The following is a 22917-nucleotide window of genomic DNA, read 5'->3' as shown; positions in this document are numbered from 1 at the left end:
CCATGACCATGAACAACCTGACCCAAATGACCCGGCTGGAGGTTGTCGTGCCCGCCCGCGACGCCCCCGCAATCCGCGAACTGATCACCTCCGCCGGAGCCACGGGCTACACGTCCGTGTCAGGGGTGTCCGGAATCGGACACCACGGCCAACACTCCGGGGCCTTACTCTTCAACGAATACGACACCCTCACCATGCTCATCACCGTCCTCCCACCCGACAACGCCGGCGAGCTGATCGACGCCGTGCAGCAACTTCTCAGCACCTCCAGTGGTGTCATGTTCGTCTCCGACACCTACGTCTCCAGGCCCGACTACTTCCAATGACCTGCCCCCGCACCGTTTACACCGGACGCACGATCACCTTCGCCACGATGCACGGCAAAGAATTGCTCGCCCACGACGCATTCCAGAACACCCTGGGCGCAACCGTCACCGCGGCGAGGGGGCTCGACACCGACCAATTTGGAACATTCGCCGGCGACATCGCCCGACCCCTCAGCCCGCGCGACGCAGCCCGAGCGAAAGCCCGACTCGGCATGCAAATCGCCGGAACCGGCCTCGGCCTCGCCTCCGAGGGCACCTTCACCTTCGGATTCGGACTCTTCGTGGAGAACATCGAACTTCTCCTCTTCATTGACTACACCCTGGGCCTGGAAATTGTCGAAGGCAGCGTCACCACTTCGCCATTGGCCGGAGGACGACGCATCGCCAGCGCCCGCGAAGCCCTCACGTTCGCGTCAGCCATCGGCTTCCCGGGCCAAGGAGTGATCCTGAAGAGCACCCAGAACAACCACACGACCGCCCACAAAAACATCACCCAACTCGAGGTCCTCGGCGACACCACTGAAGCTCTTCTCAAACAGCATAATTCCGTCGTGATACTTCCGGACTACCGCGCCCACAAGGCACCGTCCCGCGCCACAGCCATCCGGGCGCTCTGCGAAAAAATGGCCCAGCGACTTGCAACAGAGTGTCCGCACTGCTGGGCGCCCGGGTTTGGCCACATCAACGTCGAACACGGCCTGCCCTGCTCCTTGTGCGGATCGGCAACCCAGACCATCGCAGCCGATATCCACGGCTGCGGCCGGTGCAGTTACCAAACCCGGAACCCACGAAATCAGGCACACGCAGATCCAAAATGGTGCGATTACTGTAATCCCTAAGCCGGCAGCCCAACGAATGATGTATTCCCTGCCGGTGGCGATCGAAAAATACTTGCGCGCGGCGCCCTCCTCACGGTCAGGCGCGCGCCGGCGCCCCGTCGCGGGAGCGCTCGATGTCGGCGAACGTGGGGTCGTCGTCGAAAGACTTGATGCGCGCTACCTGGAAGATGATCAGCGCATAGACGGCCTTGGCCAGGATGTCGGCGATCGAGTAGCCGACCTGTTTGTAGACCCAGGCATCAGGACCGGCGATGCTCAGCAGCGGCAACAGGTAAGCGATCGGATAGACGCCCCAGCTCAGCAACAGCAAGAAGCGCAGCTGGCTCAGGATGCGTCGCACGCCCGCGGGCTGCTGGTTCAGCGACTTACTCAGCTGCACGAACAGGACATAGAGAATGTAGGCGAACGGGACAGTTGACAGCAGCCCGAACAGGCCACGGAGACCGTTGTCGCCACTGATCTCGCCGGGGTAGCCGAGGATGATCATGAGCGCGGCAGCCGGAACGAGCCGCACCAGAAGACCCCGCTGCACCGACCGGGCCAGCGCGAGCACGGCGATGAGCTCGACCAGCAGCAGGGGCACCGTGAGGAGCCAGTCCACGTAGCGGTAGCCCTCATTGAATCCCGCCCCGGCGGCCTGAGCGTAGTCGCCTCGGCCACCCACGGCGTCGGTCACGAATGCCGCCTTGAACGAATCGAAGATGCGGAAGTAGTGGTACGCGGCGATACCGCAGACCACGATGGCGACCGTGATTGCCTGCCGGTACCGTGGCAGGATGCGCGGCAGCGCGATCAGCAGGTACACCGCCGTGAACAGTTGCGCGGCGATCACCAGCGAGAGAAAGTTGTAGACGGTGTCGTATTGACCAAGCGAGAGAATGTCGGGAATCATGAGCTACTCCATCGGGGTTTGACGGTGCCTGATATGTCTCACTGACTAAGTGATTTAATCAGTAAACTACATTTTCAGCTTGTTTGGGGAGGATTCGGTAGAATATATTCCACCCACCGTGAGTGAAACGACTCGCTCCGCGCCGGCCGGAGGAGACATGGACCAACCCTCACCACTCGCGCACACCCTCACCGGTTTTCCGGCGGCTGCTACGTCGTTCGTAAGCGCCCTCGATGCCAACCGCCAGCGCATCGCGCAAGATGCCGGCGTGAGCGCCACCGAGTTGCGTGCGCTGTTCAGGGTGGGTCGGTCGATGAGCATCACACCCAAAGCCCTGGCCCATCACCTGGGCATGACCACCGGTGCGATCACAGCTATCGCCCGTCGGTTGGTCGAGGCGAACCTGCTGAAGCGGGTCGACCATCCCGGCGACCGCCGCAGCCTCTTTCTTGAACTGACCCCGCACGGGCACGACGTGATGAGCGGCATCCACCGAGATTTCTCGGAGATGCTCACCGCCTGCACCACCAGCCTCACTGCTCAGCAGCTCACCGCCTTCACCGAGACGCTCACGTCGGTCGCAGCCGAGGTGCGCACTCGGTCCGCGCGGCCCTGACGCGCAGAGCGGCTCCCTCTTTTGTCAAAACGGCAAGCTGAACAACGGGCACAACTACGTCTTCCGGGCGCTTACACCGTCTCCTCCGCGGACATCCTGCAGCGCGTGACGCGATTGACCGTGAACGTAATTGAGGGCCGGTCGTAGAGGCTAACGACCGACCCTCTTCCCTTGCACCAAGAGTGTCCTGCAATCACATTTCGCGCCTCCCGCCACAGCAAACGGTTGACGCACATTGAATATATAACGAACCGGTAACGGAGCGCTAGCTGTCTGTTCGTTATTTTCCTGCGAATTCCCTATCAGCGAATTCGGTGCTCCACTGGTCGAGTCCCTATCCTTGGGGAACACGACTTTGGAGGCACGGTGAGCGATCGAGCGGCGGCCGTGGGCGCCTGGGAGTCCCTCTTCCGGGCCCAGGTGGCCATCATGCGCAGCCTCGCCTCGGATTTCCCTGCACAGGGGATCTCCTTCAACGAGTACGACGTGATGTTCAACCTGTCCCGGGAACCCGACCGGCGCATCCGTCTGCGAGACCTCAACGAGCACGTGCTGCTCACCCAGCCGAGCGTGAGCCGCCTGGTCGACCGGCTGGCCTCACGCGGGTACGTGCTCAAGCTCACCGATCCGTCCGACGGGCGCGGCGCGATCGTCGAACTCACCCCGGAGGGGTACGACGTGTTCCGCCGGGTGGCGCTGCAGCACATGGACACGATCACGGGGCGGATGGGCGACGCCCTCTCCAATGAGGAACTGGCCGAGTTGACGGCGCTCTGCGACCGGCTGCGCACGGCTCCCGCCGGCGCCGCCCGCAAACCCCGGCACGCCTGACCGCGCCCCGAAGTGGCCCTGTGCAGGCGGCGACTGTCGGCGTAACGTAACGCTCAGGAGGTGAGTCTCATGCGCGCACGCCCAGGAGATCGAATCATCATTCGCGGTCGCACGGTGGAGACACCGGATCGGCACGGCGAGATCATCGAGGTGCGGGGAGAGGACGGCGAACCGCCGTACCGGGTTCGGTTCGGCGAGGGCCACGAGAGCGTCGTCTACCCGGGATCCGACTTCGTGATCGAGCACGCCGAAACGGTCTGAGCCGATCAGGAACCGCCGGTCAGGCCCCGCCGCGAGGCTCCTCGCATGCACAAAACCGCCCGCCGGTCTAGGGGGTGACTCTCCCCGTCGGCGCGGAGTAACTTCGGTATTACACGTCGCAAACGTGGCGTTCTTGCCCGAGGGGGTACATCACCATGAGAATCACCTGCCCGTTTTGTCATTCGCCGGCCCGGCTCACGCCGAATCTTGCCCATGCCGAACGGCTGACCCTTCCGCTCTACGTGCTCAAGTGCACCGGCTGTGACCGCACCAGCGTGCGGCGCGACTCGGCCAGGCCGACGCGGATAGCCCTCGCTACGCGCTGACCGTCGTTCGCGGGGTCGCCCGTCAGGCGGGCCGATGCGCCGGATCGCTGAACGGGCTGGCCGGCCGCCCCTGTGACGCCCCGTCAACGGTGATGTCGACCCGCTCGTTATAGAACGCCACCAGCTCCGCGATCTCCGCCACGGCGGGCGTCGGCCGGCTGTAGCTCCAGGCGACGCTCGTGAGGTTCGGGTCGTCGGCGACATCCCAGTAACGGTCCGCCTGGCCTTTGTAGGCGCACACACTGATCGCGGCGGCCGGCCGGAGCAAGTCGAGCCGCACGTCGGCCTGCGGGATGTAGAACCGGGTGGGCAACCCGGTTTCGAACAGAAGCACCGGATGCCGGGTGTCGGCCAGCACGACGCCGTTCGCCGCGACCCGCACCTGCCGGCTGCTCGGAAGGGCGTCGACCCGATGGAACGGGTCCCGCGGATGACCTCGCACCACGACGTCTTCCTCCTGCCACCGGTCGATCAGCCCGGGCCGCCAGCTGAAGACGATCCGATCGGCCAGTCCGGCCAGCACCCAGGCCGCGTGCGGGAGCATCCGCTCACCGGACACGACGTCGAACCAGGTGCGCACCTCCCCTTTCGGTCCGAAGAAATCAAAGCCGCGGCGCACGGGCGCGTCAGCGGATTCGGAGAGCAGGGCCAGCTCGACGGTCTCCGCCGAGAAGGCGTAGCCGGGCACCGGGAAGCCGTCCTCCCAGAACAGGAGCGGATCCCGGCTGTCCACCACCGTGGTGCCTTCGACGAATGCGCGCACCCACCGGTCGCTGGGAAAGGTCTTCATGGAGGTCTCCCTCGATCGCCTGTCGAACTACTCCAACAGTCTGCCCCCTCGGCTCGGCCGCGAAAAGGGCAGGGCCCCGCGGGGGAAAACAAAAAGCGGCCCACCGAAGTGAGCCGCTTTCTTGCCGTGCGCCCGAAGGGATTCGAACCCCCAACCTTCTGATCCGTAGTCAGATGCTCTATCCGTTGAGCTACGAGCGCAGTGGTGCCGTTCGAACTTGACGCTCGAAGACAACTTAGAAACTATAACAGTTTTTCCGAGCTGTCTCGTTCGTGCGAGGCGACGACCGGGGTGCGGATGCCCAGCCAGGACACGATCCCGCCGGCGAACATGAGCACGGCGACGACGACCATCACCCGCTGGAAGCCGGCCAGATCGAGCCGTCCGCCGATGATCGTGCCGGCCAGGGCCACGGCGATGAGGCCGGCAACCCGCGACACGGCGTTGTTGATGGCCGATCCGATACCGGCCTGCTCCGCCCGGATCGATCCCAGCACCGCCGAGGTCAGCGGCGCCACCGTGATGGCCAGGCCGAGGCCGATCAGCACGATGGCGGGCACCACCTGCAGCCACACGTTGATCGGCGGCACGGCGGCCAGGAGCAGCAGGAAGCCGGCCCCCGCGACTATGGGGCCGATGGTCATGAACCGGCGCGGGCCGTAGCGACCGGCGAGGGTGCCGAACAGTGTCGCGAAGAGGAGCAGCATGAGTGTGGCCGGCACCCCCGCGATTCCCGCCGCGGTGGCGGAGAACCCGCCCACCTGCTGCAGGTAGACCGCGAAGATGAAGAAGCCCAGGCTCAGTGCGGAGTAGATTCCGACGGTGGCGATGTTGCCGACCCAGAAGTTGCGCACCCGGAACAGCCCGAGCGGCATCATCGGCTGCGGCGCCCGGGCCTCCCACCGGAGGAACGCGGCGAGCGCGAGCACGCCCACGATGAGCGGCACGACGACCACCGGGCTGCCCCAGCCCAGTCGGCCCTGCTCGATCAGGGCGAAGACGGGGGCACCCAGGCCGACGACGGCCAGCCCCGCGCCCACGAGGTCGATCCGGGCGGCCGGGCCGGTGCGCGCCGGCTCATCGATCCGGGCCAGCACGATCAGGGTGACCAGGATGGGCAGCACATTGATCCCGAAGACGAAGCGCCAGCCGATCGTGTCGACCAGGACGCCGCCGAGCACCGGTCCCGCGATGCCGGCGATGCCGGTCCAGCCGGTCCAGGCGCCGATCGCCTTGCCCTGCGCCGGGCCGGAGAAGGTGGAGGTGATCAGGGCGAGGGAGCTCGGCACCAGCAGCGCGGCCGCCGCGCCCTGCAGGATCCTGGCCACCACCAGCAGGGTCCCCAGCGGCGCCACGGCGCAGGCCAGCGAGGTGATCCCGAACCAGATCAGGCCCGCCCGCAGCACCCGCACCCGGCCGTAGGTATCGGAGAGGGAGCCGGCCACGAGGATCAGCGCGCCGAGGGAGAGCAGGTAACCGTCGACCACCCACTGTTGCAGGGCCAGGTCGCCGCCGAACTCCCGCCCGATCGCGGGCAGCGCCACGTTGATGATGGAGCCGTCGAGGAAGGCCACGAAGGACGACAGGATGGACACGATCAGGACGCGGCGCTGGCGGGGGGTCACGCCGCATTTTAGCCCCGATGGCGGCGCCCCGGCAATGATGGGGGCGCCCACCGCCGGGCCCCTAGCCGGAGCCCCGGGCCGGTGCAAAACTGGCGCCATGACACCGAACCGCAACACCCAGGCATCCTTCGAGTACTCCGGCCTGCGGGCCCTGTTCATCAACTGCACCTTGAAACGCAGCCCCGAGGTCAGCCACACGCAGGGCATCATCAACCTCAGCGCGGCGATCATGCACGAGCAGGGCGTCTACGTCGAGACCCTCAGGGCGATCGACCACGAGATCGCCACCGGCGTCTACCCCGACATGACCGAGCACGGCTGGAAGACGGATGCCTGGCCGGCCCTGTTCGACAAGGTGCGCACCTCCGACATCCTCGTCATCGGCGGGCCGATCTGGCTCGGCGACAACGGCTCGGTCACCAAGCGGATTATCGAACGGCTCTACGCGATGAGCGGCGAATTCAACGACAAGGGCCAGTACGTCTTTTACGGCAAGGTCGGCGGGGCGATCATCACCGGCAACGAGGACGGCGTGAAACACTGCGCGTCGAACATCCTCTACAGCCTGCAGCACGTCGGCTACACGATCCCGCCCGCGGCGGATGCCGGCTGGATCGGCGAGATCGGGCCGGGCCCCAGCTACCTCGACCCGGGCTCCGGCGGGCCGGAGAACGACTTCACCAACCGCAACACCACCTTCATGACCTGGAACCTCATGCACCTGGCCGCGATCCTCAAGGCCAACGGCGGGATCCCCGCCTACGGCAACCTGCGCCAGGACTGGGACAAGGGCGAGCGATTCGGCTTCCAGGCGAACCCGGAATATCGGTAGCGGCGCCACCGGCGGCACCAGCACCAGCACGAGCACCAGCACCAGCACCAGCACCAGCACCAGCACCAGCACCGAGAAGGACAGTACGAGGAGACGAGGCGGCATGAGTGCGATCCTGGCCCACGACGCGCCGGTGCCGCTGCCTGGCCGCCTGGACGTGCGGGTCACCGGCGGCATCGTGCGCGGCGTGCAGGAGGACGGCATGCTGGCCTGGCGCGGGATCCCCTACGCCGCGCCGCCGGTGGGCGAGTACCGGTTCCGCGCGCCCCGGCCCGTCGTGCCGTGGGACGGCGTCCGGGATGCGTCGGCGTTCGGGCGGATCGCGCCGCAACCGTACAAGGGCCAGTTCAAGGGGGCCGGGCCGAAGGTAGCCGCGGGCGAGGACTGCCTGACCATCAACGTGTTGCGCCCGGCAGCGCCCTCCCGCAGACGGCTCGGCCGGCCGGTGATGGTGTTCATCCACGGCGGCGGGTACAGCGTGGGCTCGTCGCAGGAATTCGCCGGCCGCGGCGAGCGCTTCGTGCGGAGCGGGCGGGTCGTCTACGTCAGCTTCAACTACCGGCTCGGCGCGCTCGGTTACCTCGACTTCAGCCGGTATTCGACGCCGGAGCGCCCCCTCGAGAGCAATCTCGGGCTGCGCGACCAGGTTGCCGCCCTGGAATGGGTGCGGGACAACATCCGTGCCTTCGGCGGCAACCCGCACAATGTGACCGTGTTCGGCGAATCCGCCGGCGGCAACGCGGTGATCACGCTGATGGCGACGCCGAGCGCCACGGGCCTGTTCACCCGGGCGATCGCGCAGAGCGCCCCGACGAACGCCTCGTTCTCCACCGCGCTCACCGACGGCTGGGCCGCGGAATTCGTCGACGAGCTGCGGGGTATCACCGAGATTCCCGGCGGGGAGCAGGCCGACCCGAATGACCTGCTCTGCTCCGCGGAGGTCGCCGACCTGACCCGCGCGGCCGTGGTCGTGCAGTCTCGCACCCCCGACGCCAACCCCGGCACCTTCTGCCTGGTGCCCGTCGTCGACGGTCTCTTCCTGCCCGAGCGGCCGCTCGACGCGTTCCGGCACGGGCGGGAGCACCGGGTGCCGCTGATCATCGGCACGAACGAGCGGGAGGGCTCACTGTTCCGGGGCCGGGTGGACATCCTGCCCCGGTCGCCGTGGCGGATCGTGTCGGTCTACGACAACGCCCCCGTGTCCTCGCACGACGCGATGCGGGCGGTGTACTCCCGGCTGCCGGCGAACCGGTCCGCCGTCGACTTCGGCGGAGACTTCGTGTTCTGGTACCCGAGCGTGCAGATCGGCGAACTGCATTCCCGGGTGGCGCCGGTCTACGTGTACCGGTTCGACCTCGCCCCCCGGCTCATGCACCTGCTCGGCATCGGCGCGACCCACGGCCTGGAACTGTTCGCCCTGTTCGAGCAGGTCGACGCCCCCTTCGCCCGGGCGATGAGCCTGCTCGGCGGCCGCGCGGCGTTCATCGGCGCCGGGGAACGGATGCGCCGGCACTGGCTGCGTTTCGCCGTCACCGGCCGGCCGGACGACACCTGGCCGACCTACACGGAGCCGGAACGGCTGACCCTGATCATCGACGAGGAGGACCGGATCGAATCGGACCCGCGCGGGGAACGGCGCGCGGTCTGGCAGAGCTTCATGCCCGAGTTCTGACATCCGGGCCGGCCCCGCGCGGTGCCCACCGACGTGCTGAACGGCGGTCCAAACGGCGGTTAGGACGGCGGTTTAGACGGCGGTTTAGACGGCGGTTTAGACGGCGGTTTAGACGGCGGCCGACTGCGCCCAGAGGTTGATGCCCAGATCGACCGCGTGCAGGTCGATGCGGGCGAGTTCCTCGTCGTCGAAGGCCAGGTTGTCCAGGGCGGCCAGGTTCGTCTCCAGCTGGGCGACGGATGACGCCCCGACCAGGGCGGATGTGACCTCGCTGCGCCGCAGCACCCAGGCCAGCGCGAGCTGCGCGAGCGACTGCCCGCGGTCGGCCGCGATCGCGGTGAGCGCCCGGATGTGCCCGAGCGTCTCGTCGTTGATCATGTCCTTGCTCATCGAGCCGGGGCGGGCGGCGCGCGAGCCCTCGGGCACCCCGTGCAGGTAGCGGTCGGTGAGCAGACCCTGGGCCAGTGGCGAGAACGCGATGCAGCCGATGCCGAGCTCGTCGAGGGTGCCGAGGAGTTCGGTCTCGACCCAGCGGTTGGCCATCGAATAGGAGGGCTGGTGGATCAGCAGCGGGGTGCCCAGGCCGGCGAGGATCTCGGCGGCCTGCCGGGTGCGCTCGGGGGAATAGGAGGACACGCCGGCGTAGAGGGCCTTGCCGCTGGTGACCGCGGTGTGCAGGGCGCCCATGGTTTCCTCGAGCGGCGTGTCGGGGTCGGCCCGGTGCGAGTAGAACACGTCGACGTAGTCGACGCCCATCCGGCCGAGCGACTGGTCCAGGCTGGCGAGCACCGACTTGCGGGATCCCCACTCGCCGTACGGCCCCGGCCACATGTCATAGCCGGCCTTGGTCGAGATGACCAGTTCGTCGCGGTGGGCGGAGAAGTCCTGCCGCAGGTGAGCGCCGAAGTTCGTCTCGGCGCTGCCGTAGGGCGGGCCGTAGTTGTTGGCGAGGTCGAAGTGGGTCACCCCGAGGTCGAACGCGCGGCGCAGGATGTCCCGCTGCGTCTGGCGCGCGGTGGTGTCGCCGAAGTTCTGCCACAGCCCCAGTGAGATCGCGGGGAGTTTGAGGCCGCTCCGCCCGGTGCGGCGGTAGGGCATGGAGTCGTATCTGGTGTCAGCGGGGAGATAGGTCACCCATTCATGCTGGCACACTCCGTTGCAGCCCGTCCGGCTGGGGAGGAGAACAGCCCGCGACGGTAGACTTGCGGGGCCAAGCATCCGCTATCCCTGGGAGAACGCCTCGTGACCGCTGTTTCCACTTCATCCTCCCGCGGCGTCGCCGACACCGTGACCAACGCGATCGCGACACCCGACAAAGAGCAGCCGTTCGACGCGCTCGGCCTGACCCCGGGCGAGTACGCGGAGATCCGCACCATCCTCGGCCGCCGCCCCACCTCGGGCGAACTCGCGATGTACTCGGTGATGTGGAGCGAGCACTGTTCCTACAAGAGTTCGAAGAAGTACCTGCGCCAGTTCGGCGACAAGGTCTCCCCGGCCATGAAGAAGAACCTGATGGTGGGCATGGGCGAGAACGCCGGCGTCCTCGACGTCGGCGAGGGCTGGGCGGTCACCTTCAAGATCGAGTCGCACAACCACCCCTCCTACATCGAGCCGTTCCAGGGCGCCGCGACCGGCGTCGGCGGCATCGTGCGCGACATCATCTCGATGGGCGCCCGCCCGGTCGCCGTGATGGATGCCCTCCGCTTCGGCGACATCGACGACCCCGACACCGCCCGCGTCGTGCACGGCGTCGTCTCCGGCATCTCCTTCTACGGCAACTGCCTCGGCCTGCCCAACATCGGCGGCGAGACCTGGTTCGACAAGGTCTACCAGGGCAACCCGCTCGTCAACGCCCTCTCGGTGGGCGTGCTGCGGCACGAGGACCTGCACCTGGCCAACGCCACCGGCGCGGGCAACAAGGTCGTGCTCTTCGGGGCGCGCACCGGCGGCGACGGCATCGGCGGGGCATCCATTCTCGCGTCGGACACCTTCTCCGAGGGCGGGCCGACCAAGCGCCCCGCCGTGCAGGTCGGCGACCCGTTCGCCGAGAAGGTGCTGATCGAGTGCTGCCTCGAGCTGTACCGCGACAAGCTGGTCGAGGGCATCCAGGACCTGGGCGCGGCCGGCATCTCCTGCGCGACCAGCGAGCTCGCCTCCAACGGCGACGGCGGCATGTTCATCGAGCTCGACAAGGTGCTGCTGCGGGACCCGTCGCTCACCGCCGAGGAGATCCTCATGTCGGAGAGCCAGGAACGGATGATGGCCGTCGTCACCCCGGAGAAGCTCGCCGGGTTCCTCGCCGTCACCGCGAAGTGGGACGTCGAGACCAGCGTGCTCGGCGAGGTCACCGACTCCGGCCGGCTGATCATCGACTGGCACGGCGAGGAGATCGTCAACGTCGACCCGCGCACCGTCGCCGTCGACGGCCCCGTCTACGACCGGCCCGTGGCCTACCCGGCCTGGCTCGACGCGCTGCAGGCGGACACGGCATCCGCCCTGCCCCGCCCGACGGATGCTGCCACCCTCCGCGAGCAGTTCCTCGCCCTGCTCGGCTCGCCGAACCTGGCCGACCCGAGCTGGATCACCGACCAGTACGACCGGTACGTGCTGGGCAACACGGCCCTCTCGTTCCCCGACGACGCGGGCATGATCCGGATCGACGAGGAATCCGGCCTCGGCTTCGTGATCGCCACCGACGCGAACGGCCGCTACTGCCAGCTCGACCCGTACCGCGGCGCGCAGCTCGCCCTCGCCGAGGCGTACCGGAACGTGGCCGCGACCGGCGCGGTGCCGGTGGGCATCAGCGACTGCCTCAACTTCGGCTCGCCGGAGAACCCCGAGGTGATGTGGCAGTTCGAACGCGCCGTCACGGCGCTCGCCGACGGCTGCCTCGAACTGGAGATCCCGGTCACCGGCGGAAACGTCTCGTTCTACAACCAGACCGGCGACCAGCCGATCCACCCGACCCCGGTCGTGGCCGTGCTCGGTGTCATCGACGACGTCGCCCGCCGGGTGCCCAGCGGCTGGCAGGACGACGGCCACAACATCTACCTGCTCGGCATCACCCGTGAGGAACTCGACGGCTCCGCCTGGGCCGGCGTCATCCACGACCACCTCGGCGGCCTGCCGCCCGTGGTCGACCTTCCTGGGGAGGCGCGACTCGCTGGACTCCTGCACGCAGCGTCGATCGAAGCGCTGATCGACAGCGCGCACGACCTCTCGACGGGCGGGCTGGCGCAGACGCTGGCCGAGGCGGTGCTCCGGTTCGGGGTCGGCGCCCGGGTCTGGCTCGGCGACATCTGCGAGCGCGACGGGGTGGACGCATCCGTCGCCCTCTTCTCGGAGTCGGCCGGTCGCGTGGTCGTGTCGGTGCCGCGCGAGGACGACGTGAAGTTCCTCGGCCTGTGCGAGGGGCGCGGCTACCCGGTGCTGCGCATCGGCGTGACGGATGCCACGGCGCCGGTCCTCGAGATCCAGGACTACTTCACGGTGAGCCTGCTCGACCTGCAGTCGCGCCACCGCAGCACCCTGCCCTCCCGCTTCGCCCAGTAGCCACTGATCTGGCCGCGAGAGCGGGTGAGGACAGCTCGGGTCGGGGCGCCGGTGGGGCGCCGGTTGGGGGGTGGGGGGTTCGGGTGTGGATGAATCGGGCGAACGGATGCCGGTTTGGGGCATCCTCGGGGGATGAAACGGGCTGGGAAGCTCCCGCGGCACTTGAGCGCGCGAGCATTCACGACGGCAGAGGGACTCGATGCAGGTCTCAGCCGTGAGCGTTTGCGGCGTGCCGACCTGGAGCATCCGTACCGGGGCCTGCACGCGGCCCCCGGGATCACCACAACGATCGAGTCCCGGATCGTGGCCTACAGCCTGCGGATGTCCCGCGACCAGTTCTTCAGCGACGTGACCGCGGCGATCATCCTTGGTTTGCCGTTGCCGCTCGGCCTGGCGCGTTCGCAATTGCTGCACGTGTGCACCGACAAGCCGGCCGCCCGGCACGGAAGCTCCGGGGTCATCGGCCACCATGTCCGCGCCGGGAGCATCGCCGTCGTGGAGGTTCGGGGGCTGCGAGTCACATCGCCGGTCGATACCTGGTGCCGACTCGCATCCGTGCTCGATCTCGACGACCTGATCAAGGTCGGCGATGCGCTGGTGCGCCGCAAGAAACCGCTGGCGACGATGGAGTCACTTCGGGCAGCAGTCCTGCGCTATGCGGGACATCGGGGCGCGAGGAAGTTGCGCGAGGCCTTCGACTGGGTGCGACCCGGGGTCGACTCGCCGAAGGAGACCCAGTTGCGTCTGTTGATCGTGCGGGCAGGGCTGCCGGAGCCCGAGGTGAACTGCGCTATCACCGACCGCCTCGGGGTGAAGATCGCCACCGGGGATCTGGTCTACCGCCTGTACCGCGTGCTCGTCGAATACGACGGCGAACAGCACCGCACCGACGAGGAGCAGTACCACTGGGATGTCGACCGGCTCGACCGGATCATGGAGGCGGACTGGCGCGTGATCCGGATCAACAAGTCCCACCTGCGAAGCAAGCCGGCGTCGGTGCTCCGCAAGGTCGAAACGGCACTGCGCGCCGCTGGATGGCGTCCCTGACGCGGACCGCGTCACCTCCGTGCACGCGAGAGCGGGTGAAACGTCGGTTTGGACAACTCAAACCGACGATTCACCCGCTCTCGCGCGAACAGCGGGGAGACTCGACGTGGGCGGGCGCCGCAGCGGGGACGGGTGGTTAGAGCGGGAAGGGGGCACCCAGGAGCTGCTCCGAGCGCGACCAGAGCGACTCGGCGACCGCGGGGTCGAGCGAGGTGCGAGTCGGCTCCTGCAGCGTCGGCAGGCCGCGCGTGAGGTACCGCGGGCCGTAGTAGTCGCCGCCACGGGCATCCGGGTCCACGGCCGCGCGCACCGTGGGCCACGCGCCCGCGTCCTTGCCCTGCGCGCCGAAGGCCTGCAGGTTGTCGGCGAGACGGGTCGCCCGCGACGGCTGATTGACCCCGCGGATGCCCGGCGTCAGCCCCGAAATCGAGTAGCCGGGGTGGGCGACGAGGCTTTGCACCCCGTCAGCGCCGCCGGCTCCGGCCGCGCGCAGCCGTCGATCGAGCTCGAAGCCGAACACCTGCGTGGCGATCTTCGACTGTGCGTAGGCCTTCCACCGGTTGTAGCCCGACTCCAGTTGAAGGTCGAGCAGCGGGGAGTCAAGCAGCCGCGAGATCAACGAGCCGAGTGAGACGACCCGGCTGCCCGGCGTGCGCCGCAGCGCCGGCAGCACGAGCGCGGTGAGCGCGAAATGGCCCAGGTAGTTGGTGGCCAACACGAGTTCGTTGCCGTCGACACTGACCTCCCGGTGGCGCGGCGGGTGCACGACCCCGGCGTTGAGGATGAGGCCGTCGATGGACGGGAGTTCGAGCAGGGCCTCGGCCGCTCGTCGCACGGAGGCCAGGTCGGCCACGTCGAGCGGTACTGTCGAGACGGATGCCCCCGGCACCCGCCCGCGGATCGCCCCGGCGGCGGCCTGGGCCCGGTCGGGGTTGCGGCAGGCGAGCACGACGTGGGCGCCGGCATCCGCCAGTTGCTCGGCGGTGAAGTAACCGAGCCCCGCGTTGGCGCCCGTGATCACGAAGGTCTTGCCGGCCTGGCCGGGGAGGCTCCGCGGGTTCCAGGTCACTAGGTCGGGTTCGTCCCGGTCGCGGCGGATCCGGCGGCACGGGCGCCGCCGTTCACGTTCTCGGTGCCGGCGATCTTCTCGTGGTGGTGGATCACTTCGGCGATGATGAAATTGAGGAATTTCTCGGCGAACGCCGGGTCGAGCCGGGCCTCCTCGGCGAGGCCGCGCAGGCGCTGGATCTGCAGCAGTTCCCGGGTCGGGTCGGCCGGCGGCAGACCGTGCGCGGCCTTGAGCCGGCCGACCTGCTGGGTGAACTTGAAGCGCTCGGCGAGCAGGTGGATCAGCGCCGCATCGATGTTGTCGATGCTCTGCCGGATGCTGCCCAGCTCGTCGATCGCATCCTGCCCCGCGCCCGCGGGCAATTCCTCTGCTGCTGCCATGGTTCGACGATACCGTGCGGCCGAAATCGCCGCCGACTTCGACCCTTCCGGTCGAGGCCGACCGGTGTGCGGGGCGGGCTGGGCCGGAAGGGCGGATCTCGGCCGGGCGGGGACTTCGCGGCGGGGGGACTCAGCGGCGCGGGGACCCAGTGGCGCGGGCGGGGGCGGCGGCCGCGCTGCCGGGAGGAGACTCGCGGGCAGCCGCCGAACGGCGCGGCGGCAGCCGGAGCCGTTTCTGGGCGAGCAGGATGCCGAGGAGCACCAGGGCCGCACCGAGCGGTTCGTGCCAGGACAAGGTCTCGCCGAGCAGGAGCACACCCAGCAGCACACCGACCACCGGGGTGACGTAGGTGACCGTGGACGCGTTGGTCGGCCCCCAGGCCCGGAGCACGTTGATGTTCCAGATGTACGCGACGCCGGTGCCGAGCGCCCCGAGCGCGACCAGGCTCAGCACGATCGGTGCGGTGAGGGCCACCGGATGCCACGCCAGCACCGGGGTGAGCAGCAGCATGATCGCCCCGCCGAGCCCGATGTTGAGGAAGGCGAAGGTCGCTCCCGCGATCGGCCGGCCGCTGAGGAACCGGCGGGTGTAGCCGAAGGTGAAGCCGTAGCAGACCGCGGCGCCGAGGCAGGCGAGCTGGCCCCAGAGATCGCCGGTCAGGGCCGCATACTGCCACGGCCCGATGATCACGACCACGCCGAGGATGCCGACGGTCACGCCGACGACCTGGCCGCGGACGAGTCGCTCCACCCGGAAGGCGAGAGTGGCCATCAGTGCCGTCATGATCGGGGTGACGGCGTTGTAGATGCTCGCCAGGCTCGAGGACACGTACTGCTCCGCCCACGCGAACAGGAGGTGCGGCACGACGCATCCGGTGATCGCGATCACGAGGAAGTGCAGCCAGACGATGCCCTCGCGTGGAAGCACCGGTCCCCGGTTCACTCGGGGCCGGGTGACGAGCACGATCAGGCCCAGGGTGAGGCCGCCGAGAACGAGCCGGGACCAGGCCACCTGGCCGAAGCTGACCCCGGCCAGGGCGACCTTCATGAACAGGAAGCTGGAGCCCCAGACCACGCCCATGCCCAGGAACTGGAGGGTGACGATGGTCTTGCCTGCCGTCGGAGTGTCGATCACCTGCCGACCCTATCGCGGCCGGGTGCGACCGGCGCCGGATCCGGCCTCGACGGCCGAAACCCGCGGGCGCGGGCGGGCGCGGACGGGCGCGGGCGGGCGGGGGCTCAGCTCAGCTGGCCGATTCGGTAATGCACCGCCTGGGTGCCGTAGCCGTCGAGTCTTGCCCGGAGGCCGGCCCGCACCCGCGGCCACTCATCCTCGAGCACCGAGTACACCACGGTGTCGCGCCAGCTTCCGTCGGCGCGGCGTCGCTCACGGCGGATGGTGCCCTCGTAGGTGGCCCCGATGCCCGCGATGGCGGCGCAGGAACGCAGGTTCAGCGCGTCGGCCTGGATCTTCACCCGGCCGAATCCGTGCTCGAAGGCCAGGCCGAGCAGCAGGAGCTTGGCCTCGGCGTTGACGGCGGTGCCCCAGACCCGCGGGTCGTAGGCGGTCCAGCCCAGGTGCGCCGTGCCGTTGGCCAGGTCGAGGTCGCCGAGGGTCGAGGTGCCGACCAGGTCTCCGTCATGCGGGCCGCCGATCAGGCGCACCGCGTAGGGCAGCCCCGCCCACTGGTAGTAGCCGAGGGCCCAATCGATGAATTCACCGAGGCCGGCGCGCAGCCCGGCCGGCCCGCCGCCGTAGCCGCCGGCGAAGACGGCCGGCTGGGCGATCGCCCGGTGCAGCTCGGGCAGCAGCACGCGCGTCAGCGGCTCGAGCTGCAGGTACTGGCCCGCGATCGTCGCGGGCGCCGGGCGAAGGGCGCTCATCCCGACATTGTGTCAGCAGAATGTGACGGCGCGGTGAACGGATGCCGACGAAACGGTTCGCCGCCGACATCCGTTTCTCCGATCAGTCGACGAGGTCGTGCCGGGAGATGATCGCTTCGCGGCCGGGGCCGACGCCGATCGCCGAGATACGGGCGCCGCTCATCTTCTCGATGGCGAGCACATAGTCCTGGGCCGCGCGGGGCAGGTCCTCGAAGGTGCGCGCACCCGTGATGTCCTCGGTCCAGCCGGGGAAGTCCTCGAAGATGGGCTTGGCGTGGTGGAAGTCGGACTGCGAGACCGGAACCTCGTCGAAGCGCACGCCGTCGACGCTGTAGGCGACGCAGACCGGGATGACGTCGAGGCCGGTGAGCACGTCGAGCTTGGTCAGCACGAAGTCGGTGACACCGTTGATCCGGGCCGTGTACCGGGCGACGGGTGCGTCGTACCAGCCGCAGCGGCGGGGGCGACCGGTGGTCGTGCCGAATTCGAAGCCCTTGGCGCGCAGGAACTCGCCCGACTCGTCGAACAGCTCGGTCGGGAAGGGGCCGGCGCCGACGCGGGTCGTGTACGCCTTGACGACGGCGATGATCCGGTCGATCCGGTTCGGGCCGATGCCCGAGCCGGTCACCGCGCCGCCGGAGGTGGCGTTCGAGGAGGTGACGAAGGGGTAGGTGCCGTGGTCGACGTCCAGCATGGTCGCCTGGCCGCCCTCGAACAGCACGGTCTTGCCGTCGGTGAGCGCCTGGTGCAGGAGCAGGGCGGTGTCGGCGACCATCGGGCGCAGGCGTTCGGCGTAGCTGAGCAGGTCCTCGACGATCTCGTCGACCGAGATCGCGCGGCGGTTGTAGACCTTGACCAGCAGGTGGTTCTTCTGCTCGAGCGCGCCCTCGACCTTCTGGCGCAGGATGTTCTCGTCGAAGAGGTCCTGCACGCGGATGCCGACCCGGTTGATCTTGTCGGCGTAGGTCGGGCCGATGCCGCGGCCGGTGGTGCCGATCTGGCGCTTGCCGAGGAATCGTTCGGTGACCTTGTCGACCGTGCGGTGGTACTGGGTGATGATGTGCGCGTTCGCGCTCACCCGGAGCTTGGAGACATCGACGCCGCGGGAGATGAGCGCGTCGAGCTCTTCGAACAGGACCTCGATGTCGACGACCACGCCGTTGGCGATGATCGGGGTGACCCCGGCGGTGAGGATGCCGGAGGGCAGCAGGTGCAGCGCGTACTTCTCGGTGCCGATGACGACCGTGTGGCCGGCGTTGTTGCCGCCGTTGAACTTGACGACATAGTCGACCCGGCTGCCGAGAAGGTCAGTCGCCTTGCCCTTGCCCTCGTCGCCCCACTGGGCGCCGATCAAAACAATCGCTGGCATATCAGTTCTCTCCTCGGATGAAGAACGCCTCGGTGGGCGGGGCCGGGTCGTTGGCGCGGTACCCGTCCGGCGTGATGGTTTCCTGCTCGATGCGGCTGATCACGGTGTGGTCGGCGTCGTTCAGGAAGGTGGTGAGGCGGTCGAACTCGTCGATCTCGCCGATCTCGCGGGCCGCCCGCCGCAGCGCGTACAGGGCGCGGAGCACCCCTCGGTTGGGTTCGTGGGTCCACTTGACGGGGCCGTGGCCATGCCAGCCGGCCTTGCGCAGAGCGTCGAGGCCTCGGTGGTAGCCGACCCGCGCGAAGGCGTATTCCTCGATCGTGCGACCCTCGAGGTGGGCGAGATCGGCGAGCACGACCCAGGCCAGGGACGAGGTCGGATGCGCCGCCACGACGGAGCCGAGATCGGCGCTGCCGGCTCGTCGAAGAGCCTCGATCACCTCCGGTTCCGCGGGAAGAAGGGTCTCGGGCTGCTCAATCAAGTTTTCGCCGGTCACACTCGATCCTAACGCGGCGCGGATGCTGCGCCGTCGGTCGAGCCTGTCGGTCGCCGTCGGGCGGGGATCTCGACAAGCTCGATCACCGGGGCGGCTCGATCACCGGGGCGGCTCGATCTCGACAGGCTCGATCACCGGTCAGTCGCCGAGGAGGCCGCCGGAGAAGGAGTCGAGGATCGCGGCCGCGACCTCGTCGCGATGCCGCTCCGGGTCGAAGACGAGCCATTCGAGGCCGGACAGCAGCACCGCCCCGAACACGCTCGACGCCATCAGGCCGCAGGTTCCGTCGCGGCGGCTGCCCGGTTCGACCTCCGCGATCGCCTCGGCGAAGACCGTGAGGGCCTCGTGCCGGAGCGCGAACAGGGTCTTCTGCCAAGTGCGGTCGGTGCGGAAGATCTCCGCCGCCATCAGCTTGGCCAGTGCGGTGTTGGAGGCAATCCCGTCGAGCAGCGCCCTGATCAGCGCCTCGAGCGCTGCCCGGCCGTGGAGCCCGGCCCGCGCCTCCCTGAGGGTGTCGGCGAGTGCGCCGACCCCCTCCTGGAGGAGCTCCTCGAACAAACGGTCCTTAGAAGCGAAGTTGTAGTACAGGCTCCCCTTGGCCACCCCGGCCCGCTCCGCGACCTCGTCCATCGTGGTGCCGGTGATCCCCTTGGTGGCCGCCAGCTCCAGCGTCGCGTCGAGGATGGCGCGTTTCGTTCCGGTGGCGCGTGGCATGGCGTCCTTCCTGCTTGTCGGTTCGGCCTAGATCGTCAGTTCGGGGTGCAGGCGGCCGACCGTCCAGATCCGTTGCCGGGAGGCGCTCCAGGCGCTGAGGGCGATGGATCCCACCAGCATGACCAGCAGCACAGCCACCGAGACCCACAGTCTAGAGTCGATGCCGCCGGTGATGAGCTGCCGAAGGCCGGTGACCACGTACGACGCCGGCATGAACGGATGCAGCGCCTGGAAGAACTCCGGCGTGGTCTCAACCGGGTAGGTTCCGCCCGACGAGCTCAGCTGAAGCATCAGCAGCACCAGGCTGACGACCCGGCCCGCCGCGGTCCCGAGCAGGATGATGAACATCTGCTGCAGGGCGAGGAAGGCGAGCGTGGTCAGGTAGATGAAGGCGCTCATCCCGAGCCAGTACCGCGGCTGGAGCCCGATCCCGTAGACCAGCACGAGCACCATGATCACGACCTGGGCGAGTCCGACGGCCATGGCCGGCAGGAACCCGGTCATCGTGGTGCGGAGGCCGGAGGCCGCGCTGGCCAGCGCCCGGGTGGGCAGGGCGCGCAGGATGAGCCAGGTGATCAGCGCGCCGACGAAGGTGGCCAGGGCCAGGAAGAACGGGGCGAAGCCCTCGCCGAAACTGCTGGAGGCGTTCTCCCAGCGCTGGTCGAGGGTGACCGGGTTGGCGATCACATCCGTCTTCTTGTCGATCTCGGCCTGGCTGAGGTCAGGGGCGGCCCGGCCGCCCTCGGCGAGCTTGTCGGAGAGGGTGCGGGAGCCGGAGGCGAGCTGCACGGTACCGTCCTGCAGCGCGGTGCCACCGGCGACGAGTTTCGCCGAACCGTCGACGAGGGAGTCCGCGCCGGTCTTCAGCGCGTTCGAACCATCGGCCAGGGCGTGCGAGCCCGTGGCGGCCGTGGCAGCGCCCGTGGCCAGGCTCGCGGCACCGGTGGAGAGCTGACCGGCGCCCGTGGCGACCTGGGCGGCGCCCGGTGCCCCGGCGGCGAGCTTGCTGGAGAGTTCGCCGACTCCGGCAGAGAACTGGCCGCTCAGGCCGGCGTAGTCACGGGTCTGGGTGACCGCGCCCTGCGCACCGGCGTCGACGTCGGCCGCGCCGGCCTTGATCTTGTCCAGGGTGGGCCGGAACGCGGCAGCAGGGGCGAGCGGATTGGCATCCATCGCCGCTTCCAGGTCGGTGAGGCCCTGGGCCACGGATGCCGTGCCGCCGGCGAGCCTGCGGGTGCCGTCAGCGATGCTGGTGGCGCCGCCGGCGAGCTGCTGTGACTTGTCGGAGAGGGTTGCGGCCCCGGTGGCGGCCGCCTGCATTCCCGCCGAGACCTGAGCGGTGCCGCCCGCGAGCTTCACGCTCGACCCGGAGAGCGTCGCCGCACCCTGGGAGAGCGTGTCGAGCCCCGAGGAGAGCGCGGTCGCCCCATCAGCGAGGCGAACGGCGCCGCCGTCGAGGCTGGTCGCCCCGTCCGAGAGGGAGCCGAGCCCTTCGCTGAGCGTGCCGGTGCCCTCCTCTGCGGTGGAGAGGCCGTCGGCGAGGGTCTTGGCCCCGGTCGCGGCCGAGCGGATGCCGGTGCCGGCGTCGTTCACGCCCACGAGCAGCGCGTTGACGGTCTGGTCGCCGATCTTCTCGGCCACCGCGTCGCGCAGCTGCACCATCGCCTGCTTGCCCATCGTGGTGGCGAGGAAGCTGTTGCTGTCGTTGTAGTCGACCTGGACCACCGCGGAAGTCGGATTGTCCGTGCCGGCCGACACCGCGCTGGCGGAGAAGTTGCGCGGGATGGTCACGGCGAAGTAGTAGTCGCCGTCCTTCACGCCGGCGGTCGCATCCTTCGCGCTGGTCACCGTCCAGCCGAGGTCGTGCCCGTCGACGAGTTGGTCGACGAGGTCCTTGCCCGCGGTGATCGGCTTGCCGTCGCGGCTGGCGCCGGCATCCGCGTTCACGAGGGCGACGGGCAGATTGTCCATGGCGTCATTGGGCGCCCAGAAGGCCCAGAGATAGAGCGCCCCGTAGATGAGGGGGATGAACATGAGCACGACGAGGGCGATCTTGGGCATCTTGCCCTTGCCGAAGCGGTGCAGCTCGGTGCCGGAGGAGAGGAAGGCGAACATTCAGCGGTTTTCCTTGTTCATGAGAATGACGGTCGGTTCGATGCCGAGTTCGGACCACAGTTCGGTGTCCGGCGCGGTGGCGGAGGCGATCACGCAGGTGCCGCCCTCGACGAGGGCGGCGAGGCGCTGCCAGAGGATGCGGCGGGATTCGGCCGAGTGCACCTGCTCGACCTGGTCGAAGAAGAGGATGCTCGGCTCGTTCATCAGGGCGAGGGCGGCCCGGAGGAGCACGGTCTGCACCTCGTCGAGGTCCCAGATGACGGCGTCCGCGGCGGGGATCGGCACGTCTCCGAAGACGGCGGCGCAGACCCGCCGCACCTCGGTGTCGTCGACCGCGCGGATGAACGCCCACCAGGGCGACACCCAGGCCTCGCGTTCGCGGATCGCCGCGCCGACCGTGACCGAGTCTTCGAGGTTGTCGATGTCGTGGAAGCCGGAGATGCCGGTGCGTTTCTGCACCCGGCGGGCGCGGCGCGGCAGCTCCTGGCCGAGCACGGTCAGGCTTCCGCTGGTCGGCTTCATCCGGCCGGCCAGGGTGAGCATGAGGCTGGTGCGCCCGCTGCCGGACGGCCCGCAGAGCACGGTGAGGCCGTGGCCGACCTCGAAGCTCAGCGGGCCGTAGACCGCTCCGCGTTTGAATTCCAGGGCCAGGTCGTCCGCCCACACAGTCGACTGCACGTCGAACCTCTTTCCTTTTTGTACTGACCAGTCAGTATAGGTCGGATTCCGGTCGGTGCGCAAACCGCCAGTCCGCTGCAAACCCTCGTACTTGTACTGCCGAGTCGGTGGATGACTGGACGACCCCGGCGCCGGCGCCATCCCCGCCCGCGAGAGTGCGGTCATCGGGTGAGCCGGGTAGCCTGTGCGGATGGGCGGCTATTCGGGTACTCCGCTGTGGAGAAAGCTCGGGCTCCGGGCGGGTGACGCGGTGCAACTGCTGCACGCGCCGGCCGGGTGGATGGTTCCGGACGCGCCAGAGCGCATCGACTGGCTGACCGGTGAGACGGATGCCCCTGCCGCGGTGATCCTGGCGTTCCACACCGACCCGGCGGCCTTCATCGCCGAGCTGCCGGCGCTGGCGGAGCGGATCCGGCCGGCCGGCATGGTGTGGATCGCCTGGCCGCGCAAGGCGGCCGGTCACCGGAGCGAGATGACCGAGAACCTCATTCGGGACAGCGCACTGACCATCGGACTCGTCGACGTGAAGGTCGCGGCGCTGGACGAGGACTGGTCGGGCCTGAAACTCGTTTGGCGCCGCGAACACCGGTGAGGGTGAGGGGC

The 22917-nt window shown here is 68.7% G+C and carries 23 protein-coding genes and 1 tRNA gene; 10 read left to right on the top strand and 14 right to left on the bottom strand.

All coding sequences use genetic code 11. The features are described 5' to 3' along the window. Positions 1-2 precede the first annotated feature (2 nt). Together E3O32_RS09700 and E3O32_RS09695 are read left to right on the top strand one after the other, a co-directional pair. Positions 3-326, top strand: coding sequence for a P-II family nitrogen regulator (locus E3O32_RS09700; protein WP_134369361.1), 324 nt, complete (start codon positions 3-5; stop codon positions 324-326). Next, complete coding sequence (locus E3O32_RS09695; RefSeq protein WP_134508987.1) at positions 323-1165, top strand: DUF6671 family protein; 843 nt, start codon at positions 323-325, stop codon at positions 1163-1165. Before E3O32_RS09700 ends, E3O32_RS09695 begins: the two co-directional genes overlap by 4 nt. Positions 1166-1241: 76 nt before the next feature. Here the strand turns inward: E3O32_RS09695 and E3O32_RS09690 are convergent, their stop codons facing one another. Then, positions 1242-2057 carry a bacteriorhodopsin-like gene (locus E3O32_RS09690; protein WP_134508985.1) on the bottom strand — a complete coding sequence of 272 codons (816 nt, stop codon included), beginning with the start codon at positions 2055-2057 and terminating at the stop codon, positions 1242-1244. Positions 2058-2214: 157 nt separating this feature from the next. Here E3O32_RS09690 and E3O32_RS09685 point away from each other — a divergent pair, with 157 nt between their 5' ends. From E3O32_RS09685 to E3O32_RS09675, 3 genes are all read left to right on the top strand, one after another. Next, positions 2215-2673: a MarR family winged helix-turn-helix transcriptional regulator gene (locus E3O32_RS09685; protein ID WP_134508983.1), complete on the top strand. Its 459-nt coding sequence runs from the start codon at positions 2215-2217 to the stop codon at positions 2671-2673. A gap of 366 nt (positions 2674-3039) precedes the next feature. After that, positions 3040-3504 (top strand): MarR family winged helix-turn-helix transcriptional regulator, encoded by a 465-nt coding sequence (locus E3O32_RS09680; protein ID WP_241974747.1) that lies wholly within the window; start codon positions 3040-3042, stop codon positions 3502-3504. Between the two features lie 69 nt (positions 3505-3573). Then, positions 3574-3765: a DUF1918 domain-containing protein gene (locus E3O32_RS09675; protein ID WP_134508981.1), complete on the top strand. Its 192-nt coding sequence runs from the start codon at positions 3574-3576 to the stop codon at positions 3763-3765. 348 nt (positions 3766-4113) lie between these two features. Here the strand turns inward: E3O32_RS09675 and E3O32_RS09670 are convergent, their stop codons facing one another. From E3O32_RS09670 to E3O32_RS09660, 3 genes are all read right to left on the bottom strand, one after another. Then, entirely contained in the window at positions 4114-4881 is a 768-nt protein-coding gene (locus E3O32_RS09670; RefSeq protein ID WP_134508979.1) for a DUF427 domain-containing protein, read from the bottom strand. 127 nt (positions 4882-5008) lie between these two features. Beyond that, positions 5009-5081 (bottom strand) — tRNA-Arg (locus E3O32_RS09665). A 42-nt stretch (positions 5082-5123) separates the two neighbouring features. Continuing rightward, on the bottom strand, positions 5124-6506 hold the full coding sequence (locus tag E3O32_RS09660; protein WP_241974746.1) for an MFS transporter: 1383 nt from the start codon (positions 6504-6506) through the stop codon (positions 5124-5126). Between the two features lie 97 nt (positions 6507-6603). Here E3O32_RS09660 and E3O32_RS09655 point away from each other — a divergent pair, with 97 nt between their 5' ends. Together E3O32_RS09655 and E3O32_RS09645 are read left to right on the top strand one after the other, a co-directional pair. Next, the gene (locus E3O32_RS09655) at positions 6604-7338 is read left to right on the top strand and encodes a flavodoxin family protein (RefSeq protein ID WP_134508975.1); all 735 of its coding nucleotides are present in this window, start codon (positions 6604-6606) and stop codon (positions 7336-7338) included. Positions 7339-7441: 103 nt separating this feature from the next. After that, positions 7442-9010 carry a carboxylesterase/lipase family protein gene (locus tag E3O32_RS09645; protein WP_134508971.1) on the top strand — a complete coding sequence of 523 codons (1569 nt, stop codon included), beginning with the start codon at positions 7442-7444 and terminating at the stop codon, positions 9008-9010. A gap of 108 nt (positions 9011-9118) precedes the next feature. On the opposite strand, the gene mgrA is transcribed toward E3O32_RS09645, so the two are convergent. Next, entirely contained in the window at positions 9119-10144 is a 1026-nt protein-coding gene (gene mgrA / locus E3O32_RS09640; RefSeq protein WP_255455504.1) for an L-glyceraldehyde 3-phosphate reductase, read from the bottom strand. 108 nt (positions 10145-10252) lie between these two features. Here mgrA and purL point away from each other — a divergent pair, with 108 nt between their 5' ends. Together purL and E3O32_RS09630 are read left to right on the top strand one after the other, a co-directional pair. After that, on the top strand, positions 10253-12562 hold the full coding sequence (gene purL, locus E3O32_RS09635; protein WP_134508967.1) for a phosphoribosylformylglycinamidine synthase subunit PurL: 2310 nt from the start codon (positions 10253-10255) through the stop codon (positions 12560-12562). A 162-nt stretch (positions 12563-12724) separates the two neighbouring features. Beyond that, positions 12725-13609 carry a DUF559 domain-containing protein gene (locus tag E3O32_RS09630; protein WP_134508965.1) on the top strand — a complete coding sequence of 295 codons (885 nt, stop codon included), beginning with the start codon at positions 12725-12727 and terminating at the stop codon, positions 13607-13609. Between the two features lie 136 nt (positions 13610-13745). On the opposite strand, the gene E3O32_RS09625 is transcribed toward E3O32_RS09630, so the two are convergent. From E3O32_RS09625 to E3O32_RS09585, 9 genes are all read right to left on the bottom strand, one after another. Then, complete coding sequence (locus E3O32_RS09625) at positions 13746-14678, bottom strand: SDR family NAD(P)-dependent oxidoreductase (RefSeq protein ID WP_134508963.1); 933 nt, start codon at positions 14676-14678, stop codon at positions 13746-13748. Further along, positions 14678-15058, bottom strand: a complete 381-nt coding sequence (locus tag E3O32_RS09620; protein ID WP_134508961.1) for a chorismate mutase — start codon at positions 15056-15058, stop codon at positions 14678-14680. Before E3O32_RS09620 ends, E3O32_RS09625 begins: the two co-directional genes overlap by 1 nt. 130 nt (positions 15059-15188) lie before the next feature. Further along, on the bottom strand, positions 15189-16139 hold the full coding sequence (locus tag E3O32_RS09615) for a DMT family transporter (protein ID WP_134509183.1): 951 nt from the start codon (positions 16137-16139) through the stop codon (positions 15189-15191). A gap of 158 nt (positions 16140-16297) precedes the next feature. Next, the gene (locus tag E3O32_RS09610; RefSeq protein ID WP_134508959.1) at positions 16298-16942 is read right to left on the bottom strand and encodes a GNAT family N-acetyltransferase; all 645 of its coding nucleotides are present in this window, start codon (positions 16940-16942) and stop codon (positions 16298-16300) included. An 82-nt stretch (positions 16943-17024) separates the two neighbouring features. Next, entirely contained in the window at positions 17025-18311 is a 1287-nt protein-coding gene (locus tag E3O32_RS09605) for an adenylosuccinate synthase (RefSeq protein ID WP_134508957.1), read from the bottom strand. A 1-nt stretch (position 18312) separates the two neighbouring features. Then, positions 18313-18807: a DUF3151 domain-containing protein gene (locus tag E3O32_RS09600; RefSeq protein ID WP_134508955.1), complete on the bottom strand. Its 495-nt coding sequence runs from the start codon at positions 18805-18807 to the stop codon at positions 18313-18315. Between the two features lie 138 nt (positions 18808-18945). Continuing rightward, entirely contained in the window at positions 18946-19521 is a 576-nt protein-coding gene (locus E3O32_RS09595; protein ID WP_134508953.1) for a TetR/AcrR family transcriptional regulator, read from the bottom strand. Positions 19522-19548: 27 nt separating this feature from the next. Then, entirely contained in the window at positions 19549-21636 is a 2088-nt protein-coding gene (locus E3O32_RS09590) for a YhgE/Pip family protein (RefSeq protein WP_134508951.1), read from the bottom strand. Further along, complete coding sequence (locus E3O32_RS09585; protein WP_166790818.1) at positions 21637-22314, bottom strand: ATP-binding cassette domain-containing protein; 678 nt, start codon at positions 22312-22314, stop codon at positions 21637-21639. A 190-nt stretch (positions 22315-22504) separates the two neighbouring features. On the opposite strand from E3O32_RS09585, the gene E3O32_RS09580 reads away from it, so the two are divergent. Beyond that, entirely contained in the window at positions 22505-22906 is a 402-nt protein-coding gene (locus tag E3O32_RS09580; RefSeq protein WP_134508947.1) for a DUF3052 family protein, read from the top strand. Positions 22907-22917: the final 11 nt, after the last annotated feature.

It is taken from the genome of Cryobacterium mannosilyticum (genome assembly GCF_004402705.1).
GTDB classification, from domain to species: Bacteria; Actinomycetota; Actinomycetes; order Actinomycetales; family Microbacteriaceae; genus Cryobacterium; species Cryobacterium mannosilyticum.
Note: the sequence above shows the minus strand (reverse complement) of the source record. Positions and strands in the feature narration are given on the sequence as shown.